This is a genomic window from Streptomyces sp. NPDC096012 (genome assembly GCF_040426375.1).
Classification (GTDB): Bacteria; Actinomycetota; Actinomycetes; order Streptomycetales; family Streptomycetaceae; genus Streptomyces.
The window spans coordinates 1-22,412 of the sequence record NZ_JBEOTD010000023.1 but is presented as its reverse complement, the minus strand read 5'-3'; the positions used below and the strand labels follow the sequence as shown (position 1 = coordinate 22,412).

Annotated in this window: 17 protein-coding genes and 1 pseudogene; 8 read left to right on the top strand and 10 right to left on the bottom strand. The window is 71.8% G+C overall.

Annotated features, from left to right (window positions below; translation table 11 throughout):
- Positions 1-12 precede the first annotated feature (12 nt).
- From ABVB68_RS21885 to ABVB68_RS21860, 6 genes and pseudogenes are all read left to right on the top strand, one after another.
- Positions 13-4,971 (top strand): HD domain-containing protein, encoded by a 4,959-nt coding sequence (locus ABVB68_RS21885; protein WP_353602791.1) that lies wholly within the window; start codon positions 13-15, stop codon positions 4,969-4,971.
- Positions 4,964-5,350, top strand: coding sequence for a hypothetical protein (locus tag ABVB68_RS21880; RefSeq protein ID WP_353602790.1), 387 nt, complete (start codon positions 4,964-4,966; stop codon positions 5,348-5,350). The genes ABVB68_RS21885 and ABVB68_RS21880 overlap by 8 nt, the downstream gene beginning before the upstream one ends.
- Positions 5,347-5,952 (top strand): hypothetical protein, encoded by a 606-nt coding sequence (locus ABVB68_RS21875; RefSeq protein ID WP_353602789.1) that lies wholly within the window; start codon positions 5,347-5,349, stop codon positions 5,950-5,952. Before ABVB68_RS21880 ends, ABVB68_RS21875 begins: the two co-directional genes overlap by 4 nt.
- A gap of 476 nt (positions 5,953-6,428) precedes the next feature.
- A complete protein-coding gene (locus ABVB68_RS21870) occupies positions 6,429-7,811 on the top strand; it encodes a ferredoxin reductase family protein (RefSeq protein WP_353602788.1) in 1,383 nt (460 codons plus the stop codon).
- 36 nt (positions 7,812-7,847) lie between these two features.
- A pseudogene (locus ABVB68_RS21865) lies at positions 7,848-8,300 on the top strand (FMN-binding protein); the annotation flags it as partial.
- Positions 8,301-8,367: 67 nt separating this feature from the next.
- A complete protein-coding gene (locus ABVB68_RS21860; protein ID WP_503006213.1) occupies positions 8,368-9,108 on the top strand; it encodes an FAD:protein FMN transferase in 741 nt (246 codons plus the stop codon).
- Positions 9,109-9,211: 103 nt separating this feature from the next.
- On the opposite strand, the gene ABVB68_RS21855 is transcribed toward ABVB68_RS21860, so the two are convergent.
- The 5 genes from ABVB68_RS21855 to argC are packed head-to-tail and all read right to left on the bottom strand — an operon-like array spanning position 9,212 to position 14,069.
- Positions 9,212-9,757 carry an arginine repressor gene (locus ABVB68_RS21855; RefSeq protein WP_353602786.1) on the bottom strand — a complete coding sequence of 182 codons (546 nt, stop codon included), beginning with the start codon at positions 9,755-9,757 and terminating at the stop codon, positions 9,212-9,214.
- Between the two features lie 7 nt (positions 9,758-9,764).
- Positions 9,765-10,973, bottom strand: a complete 1,209-nt coding sequence (locus ABVB68_RS21850) for an acetylornithine transaminase (protein ID WP_353602785.1) — start codon at positions 10,971-10,973, stop codon at positions 9,765-9,767.
- Complete coding sequence (gene argB, locus ABVB68_RS21845; protein ID WP_353602784.1) at positions 10,970-11,896, bottom strand: acetylglutamate kinase; 927 nt, start codon at positions 11,894-11,896, stop codon at positions 10,970-10,972. The genes ABVB68_RS21850 and argB overlap by 4 nt, the downstream gene beginning before the upstream one ends.
- On the bottom strand, positions 11,893-13,044 hold the full coding sequence (gene argJ / locus ABVB68_RS21840) for a bifunctional glutamate N-acetyltransferase/amino-acid acetyltransferase ArgJ (protein WP_353602783.1): 1,152 nt from the start codon (positions 13,042-13,044) through the stop codon (positions 11,893-11,895). The genes argB and argJ overlap by 4 nt, the downstream gene beginning before the upstream one ends.
- The gene (argC, locus tag ABVB68_RS21835; RefSeq protein WP_353602782.1) at positions 13,041-14,069 is read right to left on the bottom strand and encodes an N-acetyl-gamma-glutamyl-phosphate reductase; all 1,029 of its coding nucleotides are present in this window, start codon (positions 14,067-14,069) and stop codon (positions 13,041-13,043) included. The genes argJ and argC overlap by 4 nt, the downstream gene beginning before the upstream one ends.
- A gap of 505 nt (positions 14,070-14,574) precedes the next feature.
- Between argC and ABVB68_RS21830 the strand changes: the two genes are divergently transcribed.
- On the top strand, positions 14,575-14,814 hold the full coding sequence (locus ABVB68_RS21830; RefSeq protein WP_353602781.1) for a hypothetical protein: 240 nt from the start codon (positions 14,575-14,577) through the stop codon (positions 14,812-14,814).
- 932 nt (positions 14,815-15,746) lie between these two features.
- Here ABVB68_RS21830 and ABVB68_RS21825 read toward each other — a convergent pair.
- The 5 genes from ABVB68_RS21825 to ABVB68_RS21805 form a co-directional block, all read right to left on the bottom strand.
- Positions 15,747-16,940 carry an ROK family transcriptional regulator gene (locus ABVB68_RS21825; RefSeq protein ID WP_353602780.1) on the bottom strand — a complete coding sequence of 398 codons (1,194 nt, stop codon included), beginning with the start codon at positions 16,938-16,940 and terminating at the stop codon, positions 15,747-15,749.
- A 151-nt stretch (positions 16,941-17,091) separates the two neighbouring features.
- On the bottom strand, positions 17,092-17,313 hold the full coding sequence (locus tag ABVB68_RS21820) for a transposase (RefSeq protein ID WP_353602876.1): 222 nt from the start codon (positions 17,311-17,313) through the stop codon (positions 17,092-17,094).
- A gap of 151 nt (positions 17,314-17,464) precedes the next feature.
- On the bottom strand, positions 17,465-17,860 hold the full coding sequence (locus ABVB68_RS21815) for a GtrA family protein (protein ID WP_353602779.1): 396 nt from the start codon (positions 17,858-17,860) through the stop codon (positions 17,465-17,467).
- A gap of 131 nt (positions 17,861-17,991) precedes the next feature.
- The gene (locus ABVB68_RS21810) at positions 17,992-18,942 is read right to left on the bottom strand and encodes a glycosyltransferase family 2 protein (protein WP_353602778.1); all 951 of its coding nucleotides are present in this window, start codon (positions 18,940-18,942) and stop codon (positions 17,992-17,994) included.
- 21 nt (positions 18,943-18,963) lie between these two features.
- Positions 18,964-21,543, bottom strand: a complete 2,580-nt coding sequence (locus ABVB68_RS21805; RefSeq protein ID WP_353602777.1) for a YfhO family protein — start codon at positions 21,541-21,543, stop codon at positions 18,964-18,966.
- A 306-nt stretch (positions 21,544-21,849) separates the two neighbouring features.
- Here ABVB68_RS21805 and ABVB68_RS21800 point away from each other — a divergent pair, with 306 nt between their 5' ends.
- Entirely contained in the window at positions 21,850-22,290 is a 441-nt protein-coding gene (locus tag ABVB68_RS21800) for a carboxymuconolactone decarboxylase family protein (RefSeq protein ID WP_353602776.1), read from the top strand.
- Positions 22,291-22,412: the final 122 nt, after the last annotated feature.

Here is a 22,412-nt window from a genome sequence, read left to right as displayed (position 1 = left end):
GGAACGGGGAACATGGACGAGGCGCGCAAGGCCCTGCTCATCGGCATCGGGCAGGCGCCGGCGGTGGCCGGCACGCTGGAGCCGATCGAGGAGCCGGTCGAGGCGGACCTGCGGCTGATGAGTACGGCGCTGCAGGCCTCCGGCTACGAGGTGGAGACGCTTCCCGGCGCCGGGCTGAGCCTGATCAAGTCCAGGATCTACGAGGCCGCGGCCGCCATCCCGGCGGGCGGGACGCTGCTGCTCTACTTCACCGGCCACGGTCTGCGCGTCGGCCGCACCGACTACCTCGTCCCGGCCGACGCCGTCCCGCCGGCCGACGGCAAGTGGCGGGCCCCGTACACGGATCTGCTGCTGCCGGCCAACATCAGTCCCCTGCTGGCGGACTGCCGGGCGGGCACCGTGCTGTGGCTCATCGACGCCTGCCGGACCGACACGGCCAGTGACGGCGAGGCGTTCGGCAACAGCATCGACAACGGGCCGCCCACCGGCGGCTTCGCGGTCCTGACCGGCTGCTCGGCCGGTGAGCACAGCGGCTTCACGAGCGAGGGGAGCTTCTTCACCCGCGGACTCGCCGACGCCCTCGGTCCGTTGACGCCGGCCCGCACGGTCCAGGACGTGTTCGCCACCGCGCGGGCCAGGACCCGCGAGGCCGCCCGCCGCCACGGGCTGTCGCAGACGCCCCTGATCCGCTACGGCACCCATGCCGAGACGGAGACCAGGGAGCGCGAGATCTGCGGCGGCCGTCCCCTGCTCGAAGCCTGGCTGGACGCGGCCCGGTCGACCCCGCTGTGGCAGCGGGTCACGGCCGGGGACGCGGCGAGCGTGCCCGGCTTCCAGGACGCCCTCGGCGTCTTCACCGAGGAGTGCGCGCGCTCCGTCCATCTCGCCCAGCAGCGCCTGCCCTTCCCCGACCCGTGGGCCGACGACGGATTCCCCGTCCGGCTGCTGTGCGACCGGCTGCCCCAGCTGCTGCCCGCCGACCAGCCGCTGGCGGCGATCGAGGTGGCCCTGCTCGTCGCGGCACCGTTCCTGCACGAGGTGGCCTGGGCCCAGCGGCTCAGCCAGGCCGCGGAGGTGTCCCCCGCGGAGCTGGAGAGCCCCGGGCACGCGAGCGCGCACCGCCGGCACTACGAGCAGATCGTCGGCCAGTACGGGCGTCTGGCCCGCCAGCTGGCCCACTGCCGGGCCCGTGACCGCGCCGAGGACGCGAACGCCATCGTCATGTGGCTGGTGCACCGCTGGATCGCTGACCGCTTCCGGACCGACGACGAGGGCGGTCCGGCCACGGGCGGCGAGCAGCTGGCCGCCCTGCTCGGGGTCCCGGACGAGAGGGTGCAGGAGGTCTCGCAGCTGCTGCTCACGGCGGCATCGGCCCTGGCCGCGGACGAGCCGTTCGACGACTCGCACACCTGGGCGTCCCGCAAGGTGCTGCTGTCCGGCGGGTACCAGACGTTGCGGATCCGCCCCCTGGCCGCGCTGCTCCGGCTCGCCGGCCTGCTGGCCGTCGACGTGCGCACCCTGCCGGACATCGTGGCCGAGCACCTGGCCGTGACGGATCCCGTGCTGCCCCAGCAGACCGTCGCGATGGCGCGGGGCCTCAGCTGGCACCGGGAGGGCAACGCCCTGCACCTGGACGCGCTCTGCCCGCACCAGGCCATGCACGCCGCTCTCGCGGAGGTCACGGAGGAGGCGGACCGGATGGCCGCCGAGACCGAGCGGCTGGCCGGCGACCTGCGCGAGGCGGAGGCGGTGCTCCTGTCGGCCGTGCCCGGCCGCGTCACCGACCGCGACCTGCGGCCGCTCCGGCTGGGCAGCCACCCCGCCTACGAGGTGCCACTGCTGCGTTTCCACCTCGCCCAGACCGAGGTCCGGGACCTGCTGATGGGGGAGCAACTGTACGGCGGGCGGCCGGAACTGGCGCTCCGGGAGCTGTACCAGAACGCCATGGACGCCTGCCGCTACCGGGCCATGCGCCGGGAGTACCTGAACCGCATCGCGTCCCCGCCCGCCGACTGGGCGGGCCGAATCGTGTTCACCCAGGGACGGGACGAGCGCGGCCGCTACGTCGAGTGCCGGGACAACGGCGTGGGCATGAGCGCGGAGCAGCTCAAACAGACCTTCACGCGTGCGGGCAGCCGCTTCGAGCGGTCCCGGTCCTTCCGCCAGGAGCAGTCCCGGTGGCTGCGCCATGATCCCGCGCTGCGGCTGTATCCCAACAGCCGTTTCGGGATCGGTGTGTTCAGCTACTTCATGCTCGCCGACGAGATGACGATCGTCACCCGGCAGGTGAGCCCCGAGGGCATCCCGGCCGAGCACGCGCTGCGGGTGGAGATCCCCAGCAGCGGGAGCCTCTTCCGCATCCGGCGCCACGACGGCTCGGACGACGGTCTCGCCGAGGGCGGCACGCGGGTGCGGCTGTATCTGCGTGAACACGGTGCGACCGACCGGCTGTCCTGCGTGTCGGTGCTGCGCGGGCTCGTCAGGGTGAGCGAGTTCACCTTGGAGGCCGGGGAGGAGGAGGGTCCCTCGCATGCCTGGGAGCCGGGGGTGCTGCAACCCGCGCCGGGCGAGACCCCGGACACGGCGCTCACGGCCGTACCGGACACGCTGTGGTGGGTGCTGGGGGAAGGCGCGACCCTGTGCGACGGGATCGTGACGGACCACAAGCCGTTCGGCTACGTCGTGAACCTGACCGGGTCGCACGCGGGAAAGCTCAGCGTCAGCCGGAACGAACTGCAGGCCTTCGACGCCGAGTGGGTGGGGTCGCTGTGGCGTCAGGGGGCCAAGGCGCTGGTCGACTGGCCCCACCTGTCGCTGGACTGGCTGGCGCACCTGGACGAGAAGAGCACGGAACTGGCCCGGGTGCTGGACGGTGAGTGGCGGGGGAAGGGGCTCCGGGTGCCGGGGTGGCACGGAGAGAGTGTGGAACTGGACCGGGTGGGCTGGTTCCACGTCGACCGAGCCGTCGCCGACACCACCGCGAGAATGAGTCAGGCCGGGTTCGACGAGATCCTTCCGTGGCGATCGGCCGTGCTGGGCGTGACGCGACGGAACGTCGAGCCGCCGGCGAGCCTCGCCGGACATCCCGTACCGGCACCCGGGGACGCCCGGATCGCGACGACCCCTCTGCAAGCCTGGTCTCGGGTGGTCGCCTACGCGGCCAGGCACCGGCTGCAGCTGGCGGAGGTGCTGCGCCGGCAGCGGTGCCTGCGCATCGTGCACACCGATTTCGCGCCGCTGCCCGTCCGTGAGGGCGACCTGGACTGGGTCCCGGACGAGGCGGACCTCGCCCTCGCGCAGTGTCTGCACGACGCCGGCATGGGCCAGGGCACGGTGGTGGGCGGTGCCGGTACCCAGCACTGGGGTGGTCTGGTGCTGGCCTCGGCGCGCCTCTCCCTTCCGCTGGGCGAACTCGTGCGCCGGCTGGCACGGTTCACCGCCCTCCTTCCGGCCGCCCTGCCCGAGGTGCCCGCCCGTCACGAGCACCACGTGTGCGCCGAGAGCGACCTCGACGGGCTCTTCCTCCGCTACCACAGCGGGCAGTCCGTCACCTGGCGCCTGCCGGACGGCCCCCTGGAACTGAGCCAACTGTGCGAGAACGGGAACGTGACCGCCCAGGAGGTGGCCCGCCGGCTCGGCGACTTCGCCTGGCTGGGCTGGACCCCGCCGGCCGCTGAGGAGTTGGCCCGCTGGCAGGAGATCGACGAGGAGTTGTACGACGTCGTGAACGTGTTCGCGTCGGAGACCGAGAGCGGCTCTCGCGTGTTGCCCTGGGCCGCCACCGTGGACTACGCCGACACGCTCGAGACGGACCTCGCCGAGGCTGACGAGCGGCTCGCCGCGCTGGCCGAGGACCTCGGGTTGCGCTACCGGCGCAGGTACACCGACGGCGACCCGTCCGCCGCCCACACCCCCTCGTCCTACACGGCCATCCTGGTGAGGCGGTTGGCGGGCATGGGCATCGACCTCGAGGCGGGGGTGAGTCTGGAGGACCTGGCCGTGGTCCGCACGGACGACCTCGACCTGGAGACGACCGTCGACGATCTGCGGGCCTCGGGTGTCCGGGTCCCGGACGACATCTCCCTCCTGTTCGCCTGGGACGATCTCTCGCTGCGTGATCGCTACGTTCTGTCGGGCAAGGAACCCTTCAACGAGGAGGAGGACTTCGCGGCTGCGGAGCTGACCCCGGCCGCCCTCTTCCACGCCGCACAGCGGCTCAACGAGCCGCTGAAGGACGTCTGGGCGCTGGCGGCCCGGCACGCCGGACGCTTCGGGCTCACCGTTCCCCGGCTGCCCGTGGAGCTGGCCGATTTCCTCCCCACCGAGACGATGAAGACCGCACTCGTCGACCAACTGAGCCGTGCCGCGATCGACTTCGGCACGGCGGCCTGGGTGCCCCTGACACCGCTCGCGCTGGCCCGGTACGCCCGGCGGTCCGCGGTCGACGCGGCGACGGCCTATCTGCGGCTGCGTCCGCTGCGGGCGATCGGCGCCCTCGTTCCGGAACTGAGCGCCGCTGACGTGGAGGCCCTGCGGGGTGCCGTGCCGGATGCCCGGGACGTCGTCGCGCTGGGCAGCGGTCACCGCGTGTCGCGCTGGTACGACCCCTACTGCGCCCTGGACCTGGTGAGCATCGCCGGGCGCCTCGGCGAGCCGCTCCCCCGCACCGTCGCCCGCATCGCCCCCTACCTGCCCCTGTGTTCCGCCCCCAGCGCGCTCCCCCAGGTGCCCGACACCGTACCGCTGTGGCAGGATCTGGCGCTGCTGACCCAGGGCTGCGACGGCCTGCTGCCCGCCCTCGAAGGCACCGTGACCGCGGCGCGGATCCGGCTGGCCGCACGGGCCACAGGCGAGAGCGAGGCGTGGGTGGCGAAGCGGCTCCGGCTGTACGCGCCGATGTTCGGCCTGGTCGGGGACGAGTGGGAAGGCAGCGGCGCAGACGACGGGTCGGGAGGCGACGGCGATGAGTGAACCCCGCGGCATACGGCACGACTTCGCCACGGCGTACGGCGAGGACTACGTGGGTGTGGCTCCGGAGGCATTCGTGCGCGGCCCCACCGCCGACGGACAGGGCGTCCGGGTCGAGGGGACCTGCCCGCGCTGCCTGGGCGGGACCGCCTCGGAGTACCGCTACGGCACACCCGGCACCGGCACGAAGGGACTGCTGGACCGGCTGAGAGCCGGCCGCCAGGCGCCGGCCCCGCGGGAGCAGGACGCGGCGCTGCTGCGGGAGGTGCACTTCTGCGAGTGCGGGTACGCGCACGGCGGCCTGCCGGCCGACGCCCCCTTCGTGGGCTGCGGGGCGAGCTGGCGGCTGCCCGGCCTGAGCGAGGAGGGGGCGACCGGATGAGTGACCGGTCCGACCGGCGCTGGGCACAGCTCGCGCGTGAACTGGAATTCGCCCAGCTCCCCGAGCTGAGGCGGCAGGCCGAGGGCTGGCGCACCGGGCTGACCGGGCTCACCGCGCTGCTGGCGGTCCTGGTCACGCTGAAGGGACGGGACGACCTCACCCGGCTCCCGTCCGCCGCGCAGCAGGCCGTGGGCGTCCTGCTCGGCCTCGCGTTCCTGCTCTTGCTGCTGGGCTCCGTCCTCGCCGTACGCGCCGCTCACGGCGTTCCCGGTGCCCGGGTGCTGCTGGCCGGCCAGGCACTGCGCGACTGGAGCCGGCGGGAGGTCGACCGGGTCTCCGGAGCGCTGCGGTACGCGGCCGTGTGCTGTCTGGCCGGAGTGGCGCTGGTGGCGGCGGCCGTCATGGTGGCCTGGCTGACGACCGATACCGCCCCGGACCATCTGGTGCGGGTGGTGACGACGAGCGGCGAGCGCTGTGGGGAGTTCCTCGGGTCCGGGCCGGACGGTGTGGTGCTGCGCACGGACGGCGGCCGGCGTGCCGTGCTGCCCGCGCGCACGGTCACCTCGGTGAGCCCGGTCCCGGCCTGCGACTCGGGCGGCTAGCCGGACTCCGGAGCGGCGCCCGCTCCGGAGCAGCACCCGCTCCGCCGCGGCCCCGGCCGTCCGCGCCCGCGCGGACGCAGCCCGGGCTGCTCGGGCGACTCCGGCCACTTCCGTCACTCCGATAGCTCCCGCCACTACGGTCACTCCCGCCACTCCCGCCACTCCCGCCACTCCCGCGGCTCGCGGCTCCCGCGGCTCGCGACTCCGGTGGCTCCCCCGGCTCCCGCGGCTCCCGCGGCTCCCGCGGCTCCCGCGGCTCCCGCGGCTCCGGCGGCTCCGGCGGCTCCGGCGGCTCCGGCGGCTCCGGCGGCTCCGGCGGCTCCGGCGGCTCCGGCGGCTCCGGCGGCTCCGGCGGCTCCGGCGACCTGGAGGTTACCGCCGGTCACTCGGTTCCCCTCCCGCATCGTCCGCCTCTGAACACTCGGCGGGCCGCCCACGTATCTGTGGGCCAAGGGCCGAGTCCCGACGGAGGAACCGTGACCACCACGCTCGCAGGCGGACGTGCCGCCCGCCGCCAGACGATGCGCCGCATCCGCCCGCGCCGCTCCCCGGCCGTTCCGCTGCTGCTGGCGGTCTGGGCGGGGGCCGCCGCCGTGCTGTGGCTCTGGTGGCACAACACGCCCTCGATCGCCGACGACAACAGCAGGATCCTGAACGCGGGCCGGATCACCGGCCTGCTGGCCGGCTATCTGATGGCCCTGGTCGTGCTCCAGATGGCGCGCGTACCGGCGCTGGAACGGCGCGTCGGCTCCGACCGGGTGGCCCGCTGGCACGCGATGAGCGGCCGGTACACCCTCTGCCTGATCCTCGCGCACGTCTTCCTCACCATGTGGGGGTACGCCCTGCAGGCGGGCAAGTCGCTCGGCGACATCGTCCAGCAGACCGTCGACTCCATCAACCAGCTGCCGGACATGGGCAAGGCCGCGATCGGCATGGGCCTGTTCGTGCTGATCGGGCTGACGTCGATCGGCGGGATCCGCCGCCGCCTGCCCTACGACACCTGGTACCACGTCCATCTGCTCACCTACGGGGCGGTGTTCCTGACGTTCTGGCACCAGATCACCGCCGGCAACGACTTCGCGGTGGAGCCCACCGCCAGGACCTTCTGGTACGCGCTGTACGGCACGGTCACCGCGCTGGTGGTCTGGTACCGGGTGCTGACCCCCGTCCGGCTGAACCTGCGCCACCGGATGCGGGTGGAGGCGGTCATCGAGGAGACCCCGGGCATCGTGTCGGTGCTGATCAGCGGGCGCAGGCTGCACCGGATCGGCGCGGAGGCGGGCCAGTTCTTCCGCTGGCGCTTCCTCGCGCCCGGCATGCGCTTCAGCTCGCACCCGTACTCCCTGTCGGCGGCGCCCCGGCCCGGCCTGCTGCGGATCACCGTGAAGGCGATCGGCGACCACAGCGCCCGGCTGCGCGAGCTGACGCCCGGCACCAGGGTGTGGGCCGAGGGCCCGTACGGCGCGCTCACCGCGCAGCGCCGCAGCCGGGGCAAGGTGCTGCTGGTCGCGGGTGGCGTGGGCATCACGCCGATGCGGGCGCTGTTCGAGACGCTGCCGGGTGCGGCCGGTGACATCACGCTGCTCTACCGCGCCAACACCACGCAGGACCTGGCATTGTGGGACGAGCTGGCGGCGATCGCCGAGGAGCGGGGCGCCCGGCTGATGTACGCGGTCAACAGCCCGGAGGGCGAGCGGCCCGACATCTCCGCGGAGACCCTCCAGCGGAAGATCCCGGACATCGACCACCACGACGTCTTCATGTGCGGCCCGCCCGGGTTCGCGCAGACGGTGTACGAGGCACTGCGCGGCGCGGGGGTCCCCGCCCGCCGCATCCATCACGAGTCGTTCGAGATGTGAGCGGCAGCGACGAGAGAGAGCGGGAGTTACGCACCCATGAGGAAGAGCCACCCCCTGCGGCGGGTCGTGCTGACCACCGCCGCGACCGTGTCCGGTGTCGTGCTGCTGCTGTCGCTGAAGCCGGCGTCCGACCCGGCCTCGGCGTCGGCGTCGGCGGCGGGCTCGGCCCAGCAGCGGCCGGCGGCCGGGCAGGAGTCCCCGCGGGGCGGCGCGCGGGGCGCCACCGGCTCCGGCACGGTGACCGGCGACGTCGCGCAGACGCAGTACGGCCCGGTCCAGGTACGGATCACGGTCAGCAACGGGAAGATCACCAAGGCGGAGGCGGTCCAGGCCCCCAAGGGCGGCACCAGCGACCAGAAGACACGGCTGGCCGTCCCGAAGCTCAACCAGGAGGCCGTGGCCTCGGGCACCGCGAACATCGACGCCGTCTCCGGTGCCACCTACACCAGCACCGGCTACCGGCAGTCACTGCAGTCGGCGCTGGACCGGGCCGGTGGCTGAGACGGTGGCCGAACCGGACCGGGCGGCCGCAGTGGTGCGCCATGCGGAGGAGGTCATGGGGACCGTCTTCTCCTTCGACGTCCGCGGCGGGGAAACCGGCGCGGTGCGGGCGGCGCTCACCACGGCCGTCGCCGGCCTGCACCGGGCGGACGCGCTGTTCAGCACCTACCGCGAGGACAGCGAGGTGTCGCGGCTGGCCCGGGGCGAACTCACCGTGGCGCGGTGCGCTCCCGAGGTGGCCGAGGTGCTGGAGCTGGCGGCCGAGGCGGAGCGGCTGAGCGGGGGCTGGTTCAGCGCCCGGTACCGCGGCTCGCTGGACCCCACGGGCATCGTCAAGGGCTGGGCGGCGGAGCGGGCGGCGCGGCTGCTGGCGGCGGTCGACGGGGTGCGCGGGGTCAGCGTCAACGGGGGCGGGGACGTCCAGATGCTCGGCGCGCCGGAACCACGGCGGCCGTGGCGGGTGGGCGTGGCCGATCCGCTGCGTACCGGGGGTCTCGCTGCGGTGGTCTCGTCGGCGGGCGCGGCGGAGCTGTCCGTCGCGACGTCCGGGACGGCGGAGCGCGGCGCCCACATCGTGGATCCGCGTACGGGCCGGTCCGCGGTCACCGACCTGGTCTCGGTGACCGTGGTGGGGCCTCGGCTGACCTGGGTGGACTGCTGGGCCACGGCAGCCTTCGCGATGGGATCGCGCGCGGGCCTCACCTGGCTGGAGTCCCTGCCGGAGGTGGAGGCCCTGCTGATCACGGCGGGCGACGAGGTGCGGTGCACGGGCGGCCTGGCGGCGAGGCTGGGCTGACCGCGGCCGGCCCGGCGTCCCTCCGATGCCGGCCGGCGGGGCAGGTACCCCGGTGGGCGGCGGCCTCGCCGGGACGCTCGGCCGCCGCCCACCGCCGAAGCGCTCAGTGGCCGTTCTGCGCCAGGCGGAGCAGGTGGTCCGCCAGGGACTGGCCTCCGGTCGGGTCCCGGCTGATCAGCAGGAGCGTGTCGTCGCCGGCGATGGTGCCGAGGATGTCGTGCAGCTCGGCCTGGTCGATGGCCGAGGCGAGGAACTGGGCCGCGCCCGGCGGCGTACGCAGGACCACCAGGTTCGCCGAGGCCTCGGCGGAGATCAGCAGCTCCTGGGACAGCCGCCGCATCCGCTCCTCCTTCGCCGACCCGCCGAGCGGCGCCCGCGGGGTGCGGAAGCCGCCCTCGCTCGGTACCGCGTAGATCAGGTCGCCGTCGGTGTTGCGGATCTTCACCGCGTTCAGCTCGTCGAGGTCCCGGGAGAGCGTCGCCTGGGTGACGCTCAGCCCGTCGTCGGCCAGCAGCTTCGCCAGCTGGCTCTGCGAGCGCACCGGCTGCCGGTTGAGGATGTCCACGATCCGGCGGTGGCGCGCGGTGCGGGTCTGCGGCACGGCGGGCCCGTTGCCCGCCGCCTGCTCATGGTCCTGCGCCTGGCTCATCGTCGTCTCATTCTCCGGATCGTCCGTCCCCGTGGGCCGCGTCAAGGATGCCGGGCAGCGCCTGGAGCAGCGCACCCGCCTCGTCGTCGCGGAGGTTCAGCGGCGGCATGAGCCGTACGACGTCGGGAGCGGGCACGTTCACCAGGAACCCGGCCTCCTGGGCCGCCTGCTGCACCTGCGACGCGTGCGGCCCGGTGAGCACCATACCCAGGAGCAGGCCCGCACCCCGGACGTGATCGATCAGCGGGTGGCCCAGCGCCTCGATCCCGTCGCGCAGCGCGGCGCTCAGCCGCTTGACGTTCTCCAGCAGCCCTTCGCGGTCGATGGTGTCCAGTACGGCGAGCCCGGCGGCGCAGGCGACCGGGTTGCCGCCGAAGGTCGTGCCGTGCTGTCCGGGCCGCAGGAGTTCGGCGGCGCGGCCGAAGGCCATGGTGGCGCCGAGCGGCAGTCCGCCACCGAGCTGCTTGGCGAGCGTGACGACGTCGGGCAGTACGCCCTCGTGCGCCTGGTACTCGAACCAGTTGCCGGTGCGGCCGATGCCGGTCTGCACCTCGTCGAGGACCAGCAGGGCGCCCGTGGCGGCGGTGATGGCGCGGGCCGCCTTCAGGTAGCCGGCGGGCGGCACGACCACGCCGTTCTCGCCCTGGACCGGTTCGAGGACGACCAGGGCGGTCTCCTCGGTGACCGCCGCGGCCAGCGCCTGGGCGTCGCCGTAGGGGACGTGGGTGACGTCGCCGGGCAGCGGCTGGAAGGGGATCTGCTTGCCGGGCTGGCCGGTGAGCGCGAGGGCGCCCATGGTACGGCCGTGGAAGCCGCCTTCGGTGGCGACCATGTGGGCGCGCCCGGTCAGCCGGCCGATCTTGAAAGCGGCCTCGTTGGCCTCGGCGCCGGAGTTGCAGAAGAAGACCCTGCCCTCGCGGCCGGCCAGCTGCAGCAGCCGTTCGGCCAGGGCGACGGTGGGCTCGGCCATGAAGAAGTTGGAGATGTGGCCGAGGGAGGCGATCTGCCCGCTGACGGCCTCGACGATCGCCGGGTGGGCGTGGCCCAGGGCGTTGGTGGCGATGCCGCCGACGAAGTCGAGGTACTCCCGGCCTTCGGCGTCCCACACCTTCGTGCCCGCACCGCGCACGAGGGGCAGGCGCGGGGTGCCGTAGTTGTTCATGAGCGCGCCCTGCCACCGCGCGGTCAGCTCTGCGTTGGTCGCGGTATCCGTCATGACTGCTCCCCCTCGGCTTCGTCGGGCACGACCATGGTGCCGATGCCCTCGTCGGTGAAGATCTCCAGCAGGATCGAGTGCTGGACCCGGCCGTCGATGACCCGGGCGGTGGTCACGCCGCCTCGCACGGCGTGCAGGCAGCCCTCCATCTTCGGCACCATGCCGGAGGACAGCTCCGGCAGCAGCTTCTCCAGCTGGGACGCGGTGAGACGGCTGATCACCTCGTCCGAGTGGGGCCAGTCCTCGTAGAGGCCCTCGACGTCGGTGAGGACCATGAGGGTCTCGGCGCCCAGTGCCGCAGCGAGTGCCGCAGCCGCCGTATCAGCATTGACGTTGTAGACATGTCCGTCGTCCTCGGATCGGGCGATCGACGACACGACCGGGATGCGGCCGTCGGCCAGCAGGGCCTCGATCGCGCCGGTGTCGATCGCGGTGATCTCGCCGACCCGGCCGATGTCGACGCGTTCGCCGTCTATCTCGGGCCGGTGCCTGGTGGCGGTGATGGTGTGGGCGTCCTCGCCGGTCAGGCCGACGGCGAGCGGGCCGTGCCGGTTGAGCAGGCCGACCAGTTCGCGCTGCACCTGCCCGGCGAGGACCATGCGTACGACGTCCATGGCGTCCTCGGTGGTGACGCGCAGGCCCGCCTTGAACTCGCTGACGATGCCGTGCCGGTCGAGGGCGGCGCTGATCTGCGGGCCGCCGCCGTGTACCACGACCGGCTTGAGGCCGGCGTGCCGCAGGAAGACGACGTCCTGGGCGAAGGCGCTCTTCAGTTCCTCGTTCACCATGGCGTTGCCGCCGAACTTGATGACGACGGTCTTGCCGTGGTGCCGGGTCAGCCAGGGCAGCGCCTCGATGAGGATCTGCGCCTTGGGCAGTGCCGTGTGTTTGCGTGTGGTGCCGCTGGTACCGGAGTCGCTCATGAGGAGTAGGCGCTGTTCTCGTGGACGTAGTCGGCGGTCAGGTCGTTGGTCCAGATGGTCGCGGTCTCGGAGCCCGCGGCGAGGTCGGCGACGATGTGGACCTCGCGGTAGCGCATGTCGACCAGTTCCCGGTCCTCGCCGACGGAACCGTTCTTGCACACCCACACGCCGTTGATGGCGACGTTGAGCTGGTCCGGCTCGAAGGCGGCCCGCGTGGTGCCGATCGCGGACAGGACGCGGCCCCAGTTGGGGTCCTCACCGTGGATCGCGCACTTCAGGAGGTTGTTGCGGGCGATGGAGCGGCCCACCTCGACGGCGTCGTCCTCGCTGGCCGCGTTGATCACCTCGACCTTGATGTCCTTGCCGGCGCCCTCGGCGTCGCCGATGAGCTGCCGGCCGAGGTCGTCGCAGACCTGCCGCACGGCCTCGGCGAAGACGCCGTACTCGGGGGTGACGCCGGAGGAGCCGGAGGCCAGCAGCAGCACGGTGTCGTTGGTGGACATGCAGCCGTCGGAGTCGAGGCGGTCGAAGGTGACCTTGGTGGCGGCGCGCAGGGCCTGATCCAGCACCTCGTCGCCGAGGTCGGCGTCGGTGGTGAGGACGACCAGCATGGTGGCGAGGCCGGGGGCGAGCATGCCCGCGCCCTTGGCCATGCCGCCGACCGTCCAGCCGTCCACGGTCACCACGGCGGTCTTGTGGACGGTGTCGGTGGTCTTGATGGCGATGGCGGCCTTCTCGCCGCCGTGCTCGGAGAGCTGGGCGGCGGCCTTCTCCACCCCCTTGAGCAGCTTGTCCATCGGCAGCAGGACGCCGATGAGGCCGGTGGAGCAGACGGCGATCTCGATGGCGCCCCGGCCGAGCACCTCGGCCGTCCGCTCGGCGGTCGTGTGGGTGTCCTGGAAGCCCCGGGGGCCGGTACAGGCGTTGGCGCCGCCGGAGTTCAGGACGACGGCCGAGACCTGGCCGCTCTTGAGGACCTGCTCGGACCAGAGCACCGGCGCGGCCTTCACGCGATTGGAGGTGAAGACGCCCGCGGCGGCACGGCGGGGCCCCTCGTTGACCACGAGGGCCAGGTCGGGGTTGCCGTTCTCCTTGATCCCGGCGGCGATGCCCGCCGCCGTGAATCCCTTGGCTGCCGTGACGCTCACGGTGCGACTCCGATCGTGGAGAGCCCGGTGGTCTCGTAGAGACCCAGGGCGATGTTCATGCTCTGGACGGCACCGCCGGCGGTGCCCTTGGTCAGGTTGTCGATGGCGCCGATCGCGATGATGCGGCCCGCGGCCGCGTCGTACGCGACCTGCACCTGAACGGCGTTGGAACCGTGGACGGACGCGGTGGCGGGCCACTGGCCCTCGGGGAGCAGACGGACGAACGGCTCGTCGGCGTAGGCCTTGCCGTAGGCGGCGCGCAGGGTCTCGCCGGTCAGGGGGCCGGCGGCCTTGGCGCTGCACGTGGCGAGGATGCCGCGGGGCATCGGCGCGAGGGTCGGCGTGAAGGAGACGGAGATACGCTCCCCCGCCACCGCGCTGAGGTTCTGGATCATCTCGGGCGTGTGGCGGTGGCCGCCGCCGACGCCGTACGGCGACATGGAGCCCATCACCTCGCTGCCGAGCAGGTGGGGCTTGGGCGCCTTGCCCGCGCCGGAGGTGCCGGACGCGGCGACGATCACCGCCTCGGGCTCGGCGAGCCGTGCCGCGTAGGCCGGGAACAGGGCGAGGGAGACGGCGGTCGGGTAGCAACCGGGCACCGCGACGCGCTTGGACCCCGCGAGCCGGGCGCGGGCGCCGGGAAGCTCGGGGAGGCCGTAGGGCCAGGTGCCGGCGTGCGAGGAGCCGTAGAAGGTCTCCCAGTCGGCCGCGTCCTCGAGCCGGAAGTCGGCGCCCATGTCGATCACGAGGACGTCCGGGCCGAGCTGCTCGGCGACAGCGGCGGACTGCCCGTGCGGCAGCGCCAGGAAGACCACGTCGTGTCCGGCGAGGGCCTGCGCGGTGGTCGCCGTCAGGACGCGGTCGGCCAGCGGCAGCAGGTGCGGCTGGAGGGCGCCGAGGCGCTGCCCGGCGTTGGAGTTGCCGGTCAGGGCACCGATCTCGATCTCGGGATGCGCGAGGAGCAGGCGCAGGAGTTCTCCGCCCGCGTATCCGCTCGCTCCGGCCACCGCCGCACGTACCGCCATGTCCACCCTCCTCTAGATGGCATGACTATACGTTTCGCTGCACTTTTATGCAATGAGGCCCTGGTGAGGGACGCCTGACCGCTGCGACTGAGCGCGATAGCCGCCGCGGCCGCACGGGAGGCGATCACTGCCGACCGTGCCCGGCGCCGCCGTGAGGCAACGGGGCGGTACACCTCCGGTGCCCGCGCAGGCACTCGGCGACGACGTGCGCTCGCATGCTCTACCCGACGGCCAGACCCCGATCCGATCACGATGACCGCGGTACCGAGGACACCGGCGATACGGCGGGCGGGGAGGGATGACAGGACGAGCGGTGACATCCCGGTTCGGGACACGATGGCGGGCTGGGGCGCGTGGCGGCTCACTCGGCACGACTTCACGCCCACGCCGCACATGACCCTGGCCCGAGGCGATCCTCGACTTCTACGGCGCCCCGACGAAGGGTCTGGACCTGCCCGAGCTGGTCGCCCAGGTCGCTGCTTCACTCACCGACCACGGCACGAAGTTGCTGATCCCTGACGACATCACCCGGCTGCGGATGCACCGCGCCGATGACCAGGACACCTTGGACCTGATCCGCGCATTCATGAGCATGCACCTCACCCTCGCCCTGGTCGGCGTCGACATCCCCGGCTCCGGCCTCATGGACGAAGGCCGCCGCACCGCCAACAACGAGCGCCGACGGCCGGTCAACGGGTGGGAGCCGGCACGGCCCAGCGAATATGAGCCCCCGGCATGCCTGTGAGGCAGAAGCAGCCTTCACCCCCAGACAGCCTATTTCGACCTTTCGAGGAAGCGACGGCCAAGATCATAGGACATACCCATTCCTATGAACACAATTGACGGCCAGACATATCCGGGATCCACATTCTCTGTCGCTAAGGCGAAGGTGAACCAGCCACTTCCGGCACCGACACCGAGGCCCGTCGCTGGGGGTACTGGTGGTGTCCAGAACGTCAGCTGCCTCTTCTTCCACCCGCGCGCGTGACGGCCGCTCTCGGACGGCACGACAGCCCCACGCTCCCCGCACGTTGCATCCGGCACTGGTTCCTTGCTCCTGCGAGGCTTCGGTGGCATGGCGATCTCCATCGACGGGGGTTCGTTGCGGTGCGCCAGGTTCACTTACGTGCATCGGTCGCGGGAGCGAGAACCCTACTTGCGGGGGCGCCCCAGAGTCAGGGACCCGAACCCGTACAGAAGATCGCGTGGGCCCCTTGAGATCCTCAGTACGCTGATTCTAAGCGAGACACGCCTGCACGGCTAGAGGCATCATCGATTTGAATGAATCACTCGAGGGTGGACCAGCAAGTCAAGCCAAATCTAATGCACCTACCGCTCCGCCGGGATCGAGGGGAAGTGCAGCATGCCGTGACCGTCGACGTCAGCCGTCTCGGGCGTCCCCAACGGCCCGGAGACACGCGCCCGCACGACGAAGTCCCGTCCCATCCCCCGTCAGACCGCGCTTCGCCTGTCGTAGGTACCTCGCCGACCGGCTGGTGATCCGCCGGCAGCGGGCCGGAATGCAGACTGATCATGCAGGTGGCACTGAACGCTGTCATTGACGCCACCACCGCGAGATCGGCCTGATGCCACCTCTCGGACCGGGACAAGTGGGCGAGGGCAGCTCCCAGGTGGCCCTCTCCCACTGCGACAGCTCAGCACGGCACCGTGGCTTGCCTATGCGTTGCTGCCTGCGTACTCCATACCGCGAAGTCCAAGAATGAGGGCCCCCTGCGCTTCGGCCCAGGTGCCCAGTTCACTTGAGTCCAGGACGAACTGAGGGTTTTCGACAACGGCCCCGGGCAGCGCGAAACGTTGTAGGGACTCGCGGCAGCCTTCCAGCAAGAGCTGGCTTTGTGCGAGCCGACCGCCAAGGACCACGAGGTCAGGGTTGAGCAGGTTGCACAACTGCGCCAGGGATTGACCAAGGATCCGCCCTGCATCGCGGATCACCCGCATGCAGACCGCGTCCCGCGCGTGGGCTGCCGCGATGACCTGCTCCAGAGTCTCCAGCACGGGCGCGCCGTTCCTGGTGCGCGCGCCATGGACCTGCGCAATCAGGGCATCGGCACCGATGACGGTCTCCAAACAACCCCGTCCGCCGCACTGGCAGACCGCACCGTTCGGATCCACGGTGAGGTGCCCTATCTCACCGGCCATGCCACCGTGGCCGCGCAGCACGGAGGTGTGCACGATGATCCCGGCACCGATACCCGTCGACGCCTTCACGTAGACCACTGTTTCGGCGTGCTCTCGTGTACCGTACGTCCGTTCGGCCAACGCTCCAAGGTTGGCGTCGTTGTCAATGAACGTACGCACACCCAGCCACGCGCCCAGATCGCCCGCCGGATCGTCGCCCTCTCGCCAGGGAGGCAGGATCGGCTGGGTGAAGCCGCCGGTGCGGGGGTTGATCATCCGAGGTACGGCGATCCCGAGCGAGAACACGTCGGAGCGCCGCCCCCCTGTCCCCGCGATCGCTGCGTCGATCATTTGCCGGACTTCCGGGAGAGCCCGATGCCAGCCCCTGCTGACACCTTCCGAACTGACCCGCGAGGTCACCTGGTCGAAATCTGCGTCAAGTCTGCGTGCAACCACCGTCGTATGGTTCGTCCCGAGGTGCACGCCGACGCCGACGTCATTCACGGGTGACAGGACGATCTTGCCGCGCTCCTTGGTCCCGGGTACGAGTCCGGCCTCCACGAGTTCGCGGACCGCAGCCGAGACCGTAGCCTGCGAGAGCAGGGTGCGGTACGCGATGTCGGCCTGGGTGCCGGACTTGATCGCCACAGCGAGCAGCACTTTCCTGCGGTTAGCTGCTCGCGTGGGGCCCGCCTCCGGCAGCCGACCGAAAAGATCTTGCACGTCCGCCATTGCCCCTAGCCTCGATAGCCGCACTGCGATTTTTTATGATCGAATCGGAATACTAGCAGCAGGACCTTCAATTCGAACCGGCTGAGCTTCCGGTACGGAAGTCGAAGGCCGATCTGCGGGCATCGAGGATCTGGCGTCGCGGGGGTGACAATCACCTCAGCCCGGTGGCCCCGGCGTCACACTCAGGCGAGTCGGGCATCCATGGCCCGCAGCGTTCCGACAGGTCACGCCAGGAGGCACCAGTCCGGATCTTGTAGACCATGCCGTTGGCCACCTGCCGGTCCGCGACGCGGGGTCGCCCCGTCACGGCTCGTGGTATCAGCGAAACGAGTAACTCCCACGCCTGGTCGGCGAGTTCATGGCGACGTATCACCTGGCCAGGATCCACCACCCGATGATCTTTGAAGACGGAGCCTAGAACTCTCAAGATCCGCTGGCAAGGATTCTCCACGCCTGTCTCAGCTGCACGGACATAGGCATGTAGCACCAACTAAAATTATCGGTCACACGCGCCGGAGCGCCTCTCACCGGTGCGGCGCGGCCTCGGGCGCGGCGTCCGCCGTGGGCAGCATGACCCAGCGGGAGACCACGAAGGTCACCGGGATCGCCGCCGCCGAGGCGATCAGCGGAGCGAATCGGCTGCCGGCGTGGAGGACGTCGACGATCACGTACACGCCCACCGTGGTGATCAGGAAATTGGTGACGTTGGTCAGCGGGAACAGCAGGAATTTCCGCCAGGTCGGCCGCGTGCGGTAGGTGAAACGCGCGTTCAGGAAAAAGGAGCCGATCATGCTGAGCAGGAATGCCAGGATGTGCGCGGCGAGATACGGCAGCCGGGTCAGGAACAGCAGATAGAGACCGTAATAGGTGGCCGTGTTGACGGCGCCGACCACGGCGAAGGTGAGGATCTGCCGCGGCATCTGCCCGGGCGTCTGTCCCGGCGCCCCGCTCGGCGTCTGCCCCGGCGCCCCTCCCGGCGTCCGGCCCGGTGTCTGCCCCGGCATGCGGCCCGGTGTCTGCCCCGGCGTCCGGCTCGGTGTCTGTCTCGACATCAGGGGATGAGGTCCTTCGTCCGTTCCACGTTGGTCGCCTTCACCAGGAAGTGAGGGCGCCCCTTCACCTCGTAGTAGATGCGGCCGGTGTACTCCCCGATGACTCCCAGCATGACCATCTGGACGCCCGCGAGGGCCGTGACGGCCGTGATGATGGTCACATAGCCGGGGGTCTGGACCCCTTGGACGATGGCCGCGCCGACGATCCAGGCCGTGTAGAGCCCGGCGCACGCCAGCAGGCTGATGCCGAGCCAGAGGGCCGCGCGCAGCGGGCGGTTGTTGAAGGAGAGCAGGCCGTCGAGGCCGTAGTTGAGCAGGCTGCGGAAGGACCAGGAGCTCTGGCCCGCCTCGCGCACAGCGTTCTCGTACTCGAAGGTGACGCTCGGGAAGCCCACCCAGGCGAACAGGCCCTTGGAGAAGCGGTTGTACTCCGTGAGGTTCAGGACGGCGTCCACCACCCGGCGTGACAGCAGGCGGAAGTCGCCCGCGCCGTCGACGAGTTCGACGTCGACCAGGCGGTTGATGATCCGGTAGTACAGGCGGGCGGTGAGGGTCCGGGTGAAACGGTCGCCGGTGCGGCTGCGCCTGGCGATGACCTGGTCGTGGCCCTGTTCCCGCAGCTCCACCATGCGCCGGATCAGCGCCGGCGGGTGCTGCAGGTCGGCGTCCATCACGACCACGGAGTCGCCCGAGGCGTGCCGGAGGCCCGCGAGCAGGGCCGCCTCCTTGCCGAAGTTGCGGCTGAAGGAGACGTAGCGCACCCGCGGGTCGAGGTCGGCGAGGTGCTCCAGGGCGGCGAGCGTGCGGTCCCGGCTGCCGTCGTCGACGTACACGAACTCCATGTCGTGGCCGAGCGGCAGCAGTTCGTCGGCGATCTTCTGGATCTCCGTGTGGAAGCGTTCTATGACGTCTTCCTCGTTGTAGCAGGGCGCGACGATCGATATCAGCATGGTGGGTCCCCTAGGGCGCGGTCAGGAAGCGGTGGCCACGGGCTCGCGTGGTGATGGGGTCGGGGGCGGCGCCGGGGCGCGTCGCCGGCGGCGGACGGCGGTCAGGGCGGTGATCAGCACCAGGACGCCGAGCGAAGCGGCCCCGACGTACCCGCCGAGCCGCAGGCCGGGTGGGTGGAAGGTGCAGGTCAGACTGGTCGAGTCGGCGTCGAGGGGGACGGCGACGAGCCCGTGGTAGTCCTCGGCGGGCCGGGCGGGGCCGGTCCCGGTGGCGCACCGCCAGCCGGCGATGCGGGGCGCGGCGACCACGGCGATCCCCTTGCTGCCGGCGGGCAGCCGGGCCCGCACGGTGCCGTCGGAGACCGTCACCCGCGTGGCGCCGGTGGCCTTCAGGCGGGCGGCGGCGGTGTGCAGCCGCCCGGTGTCCAGGCAGCCGACGGCGCCGGCCGGGATCCGGCCGGGGCGCTCCGGGGACAGCTCGACGGTCAGCCGCCCGGAGGCCGGGGTGATGCCCAGCGGTTCCATGGCGGCGCGGTTGCGCGGGAGTTCGAACCGGAACCGGGCGGCGGGGGTGCTGGCGCCGGCGAGCCGCGCGGTGCCGGAGTAGTGCGGAGCCCACAGGTTCACCTGGGTCCCGGCCGGGCAGCGGGCCGTGATCGTCGGCTTGGTCTTCGCGTGCCCGGTGCCGACCCGGGCCGCCGGGACCGGCTGCCCGGCGTCGTCGCGCACGACACGGCCGGGCACGGTGTAGACGCGGCTGCCGAGCAGCAGTTCCTGGTTGCGGTACGGCGACGGGCCGAAGGGCGCGGTGCCGGGTGCGGTCCGGACCGTGACCAGGGGCGGCACGTCCTGCCGGGTAACGGACACCGGGCCGCCGGTCCCCGGCAGGTACTTCTGGTGCGGGTCCGGCGGGTTGTGCACCCGGGCGCCGACGGAGAAGAAGACGTCGGTGACGGCGTTGTCGAGGCTCTGCACGCTGCGGCCGCGCGAGGTCCAGCCGCCTCCGAGAGCGGTGAGGGTGTGGCTGAGGACGTCCGAGGTCAGGCTGCTGTAGTACTGGGCGCCCTGGCCGCCCACCAGCATCGGGTCGTTGCCGACGGTCTGTTCGCGGCCGGGGTCGGTGCGGTACCGGGGCCAGCCGTCGACCGCGGCGACCGCCGCCGTCTGCCGGTCCTGGCGCTGCCCCCAGGGCGCGTAGTCGTCGAGGTGTCCCAGCCGGAGCCGGGTGGCCACGGCGGAGGTCGCGGCGGTCTCCCCCAGCTGGGCGCCCAGCAGGAGGGCGACGGCCAGTGCGGCGAGTGCGCCGCGCTGCCCGGTGCGGCCCAGCAGCAGGAGGCCGCCCAGGGCCCCCGCGACGGCGAGCAGCAGCACGGGCCAGGTGTACGACGGCCGTATCAGCTCACTGCGGCTCGCGACGGCGGTGATCAGCGCGAGCAGCGCGGTCGCGGCGCCGAGGGCGCGCCGGTCGGGCGGGCCGTACGCGAGGGCGTGCCAGGCGGCGATGACCAGCAGCCCGCACAGCACGAAGGCCTGCCGGTAGGGGCTGCCCTGCGGGGTGGCGAAGGCGTGCCAGACCAGGTGGGTGGGCGCCCACTGCAGCGACAGGGCGACCGCGAGCACCAGCGCCGTCCAGCCCGCGCGCACGCGGGGCGGGACCGCCCGGTGGAAGGGCAGCGCGAGGGCGAGCAGCAGGGCGGTGATGCCGACGTAGAGCGCCGGGGAGCCGAAGCCGTACGTCGCGGGCAGCAGCCGGGCCGCCACGTCCTCGCCCGGCACGGGCGCGAACTGCCGTACGCGGCCCGGGTAGGCGTGCTTGGTGCCGAAGTAGACGACCGTCACGAGCGGGGCGGCCAGGCCCACGCCCAGGGCGACGGTGAGGACGGCCCGGCCGGCCGTGACGAGCGCCTGCCGGCGCGACGGGCGGGCCAGTACCAGGCGCAGCACCAGCACCAGGCCGGCGCCCAGGGTGGCCATGTAGGCGGTGTAGAAGTTCGCGGTCCAGGCCAGGGCGACGATCAGGACGCCGAGCACCCGGCGGCGTCCGGCGAGGGCCCACTCGCCGACCAGGCACAGCAGCGGCAGGGCGATCAGGCCGTCGAGCCACATCGGGTTGTAGGAGGCGTCGGCGACGCTCCAGCCGCACAGGGCGTAGGACGCGCCGAGCAGGCCCGCCGCCCACCAGCGGCCGGGGCGCAGGCTGAGCAGCAGCCAGGCCATCGCCGCGGCGGCCGACGCGGTCTTCAGGACGGTCACGGCGTAGACCGCGAGGTCGATCCGGTCCCTGGGGAACAGGGCGACGAGCAGGGCGAACGGGCTGCTGAGGTAGGTGCCGAGGTCGGGCAGGAAGCTCGAGCCGTAGCCGGACTGCCAGTTGACGAGGAGGCCCCCGTCGGCCCTGCCGTGCAGCAGGTCCCACAGATGGGCGTGGAAGGGCACGTACTGGTTGCCCAGGTCGTTGACGCTGCGGGTGCGGGGGCCGAAGGGATAGCTGCGCGCGAGGACGTCGGCGGCGCAGAACGCCGTGATCGTGACGGCCGCGGCGAGCAGCGCGGCGGCCCGCGCGGGCGGGCGGGGTCCACCGGGTGAGGTCGAGCGTTCCATTTATCGGCAGGCTCCCAGCGAATTCACTTCACGGATTTCGCCGTCTTAGACGGGCGCACATGCCTATTGGTTGTCCACCCACGCAAAATTCAGGTGCATCCTTTCGAATCCGGTAAACGAATTATGAATTCCTCGGTGTTCCGGGAAACCGAGGATTTCCGGAAGGTGATGCCTGGGTGAATCACGCTCCTGTGCGGGCACGCTCGGGCACTTGACCTTGAGCGCACTCCAACTCCTACCGTTCGGGGCATGGCCGGTGCACCGCGCCGGACACGAGACCGATCACCCGAGGACGGACGAGCCGACATGAACGAGAGCACCACCCGTGAGGAGCGTTTCGCGCATGGCCTGGAGGTGCTGCGCCGCGTCGACGGCGAGAGTGGACAGCGGGTCGTCGACTCGCTCGCCGACATCAGCCCCGAGCTGGGGCACCAGATCGTCTCCTGGGGCTTCGGCGAGATCTACGACCGGCCGCAGCTCGCGCCCCGCGACCGCCAGTTGGTGACCCTCGGCATGCTGACCGCGCTGGGCGGCTGCGAACCGCAGCTGGAGGTCCACGTCAACGCGGCACTGAACGTGGGGCTCACCCCGGAGCAGATCGTGGAGGCGCTGTTGCACTCGGCCGGTTACTGCGGCTTCCCGAAGGCCCTCAACGCCACCTTCGTCGCGAAGAAGGTCTTCGCCGAGCGCGGGCTGCTGCCGCTCACGCCGGAGTCCGCGCCGCAGCCCCCGGCCGCCTCCTCCTGAGGACGGGGTCGGCTGCCGCCCCCCTTAAGACGTCGTCTCATTTGGAGTGCTGGGTAATCTTCACTGTGTGGTGATGGTTGAGCGAATGGTGCCGGACGAGTTGTGGGAGCTGTTCCAGCGGG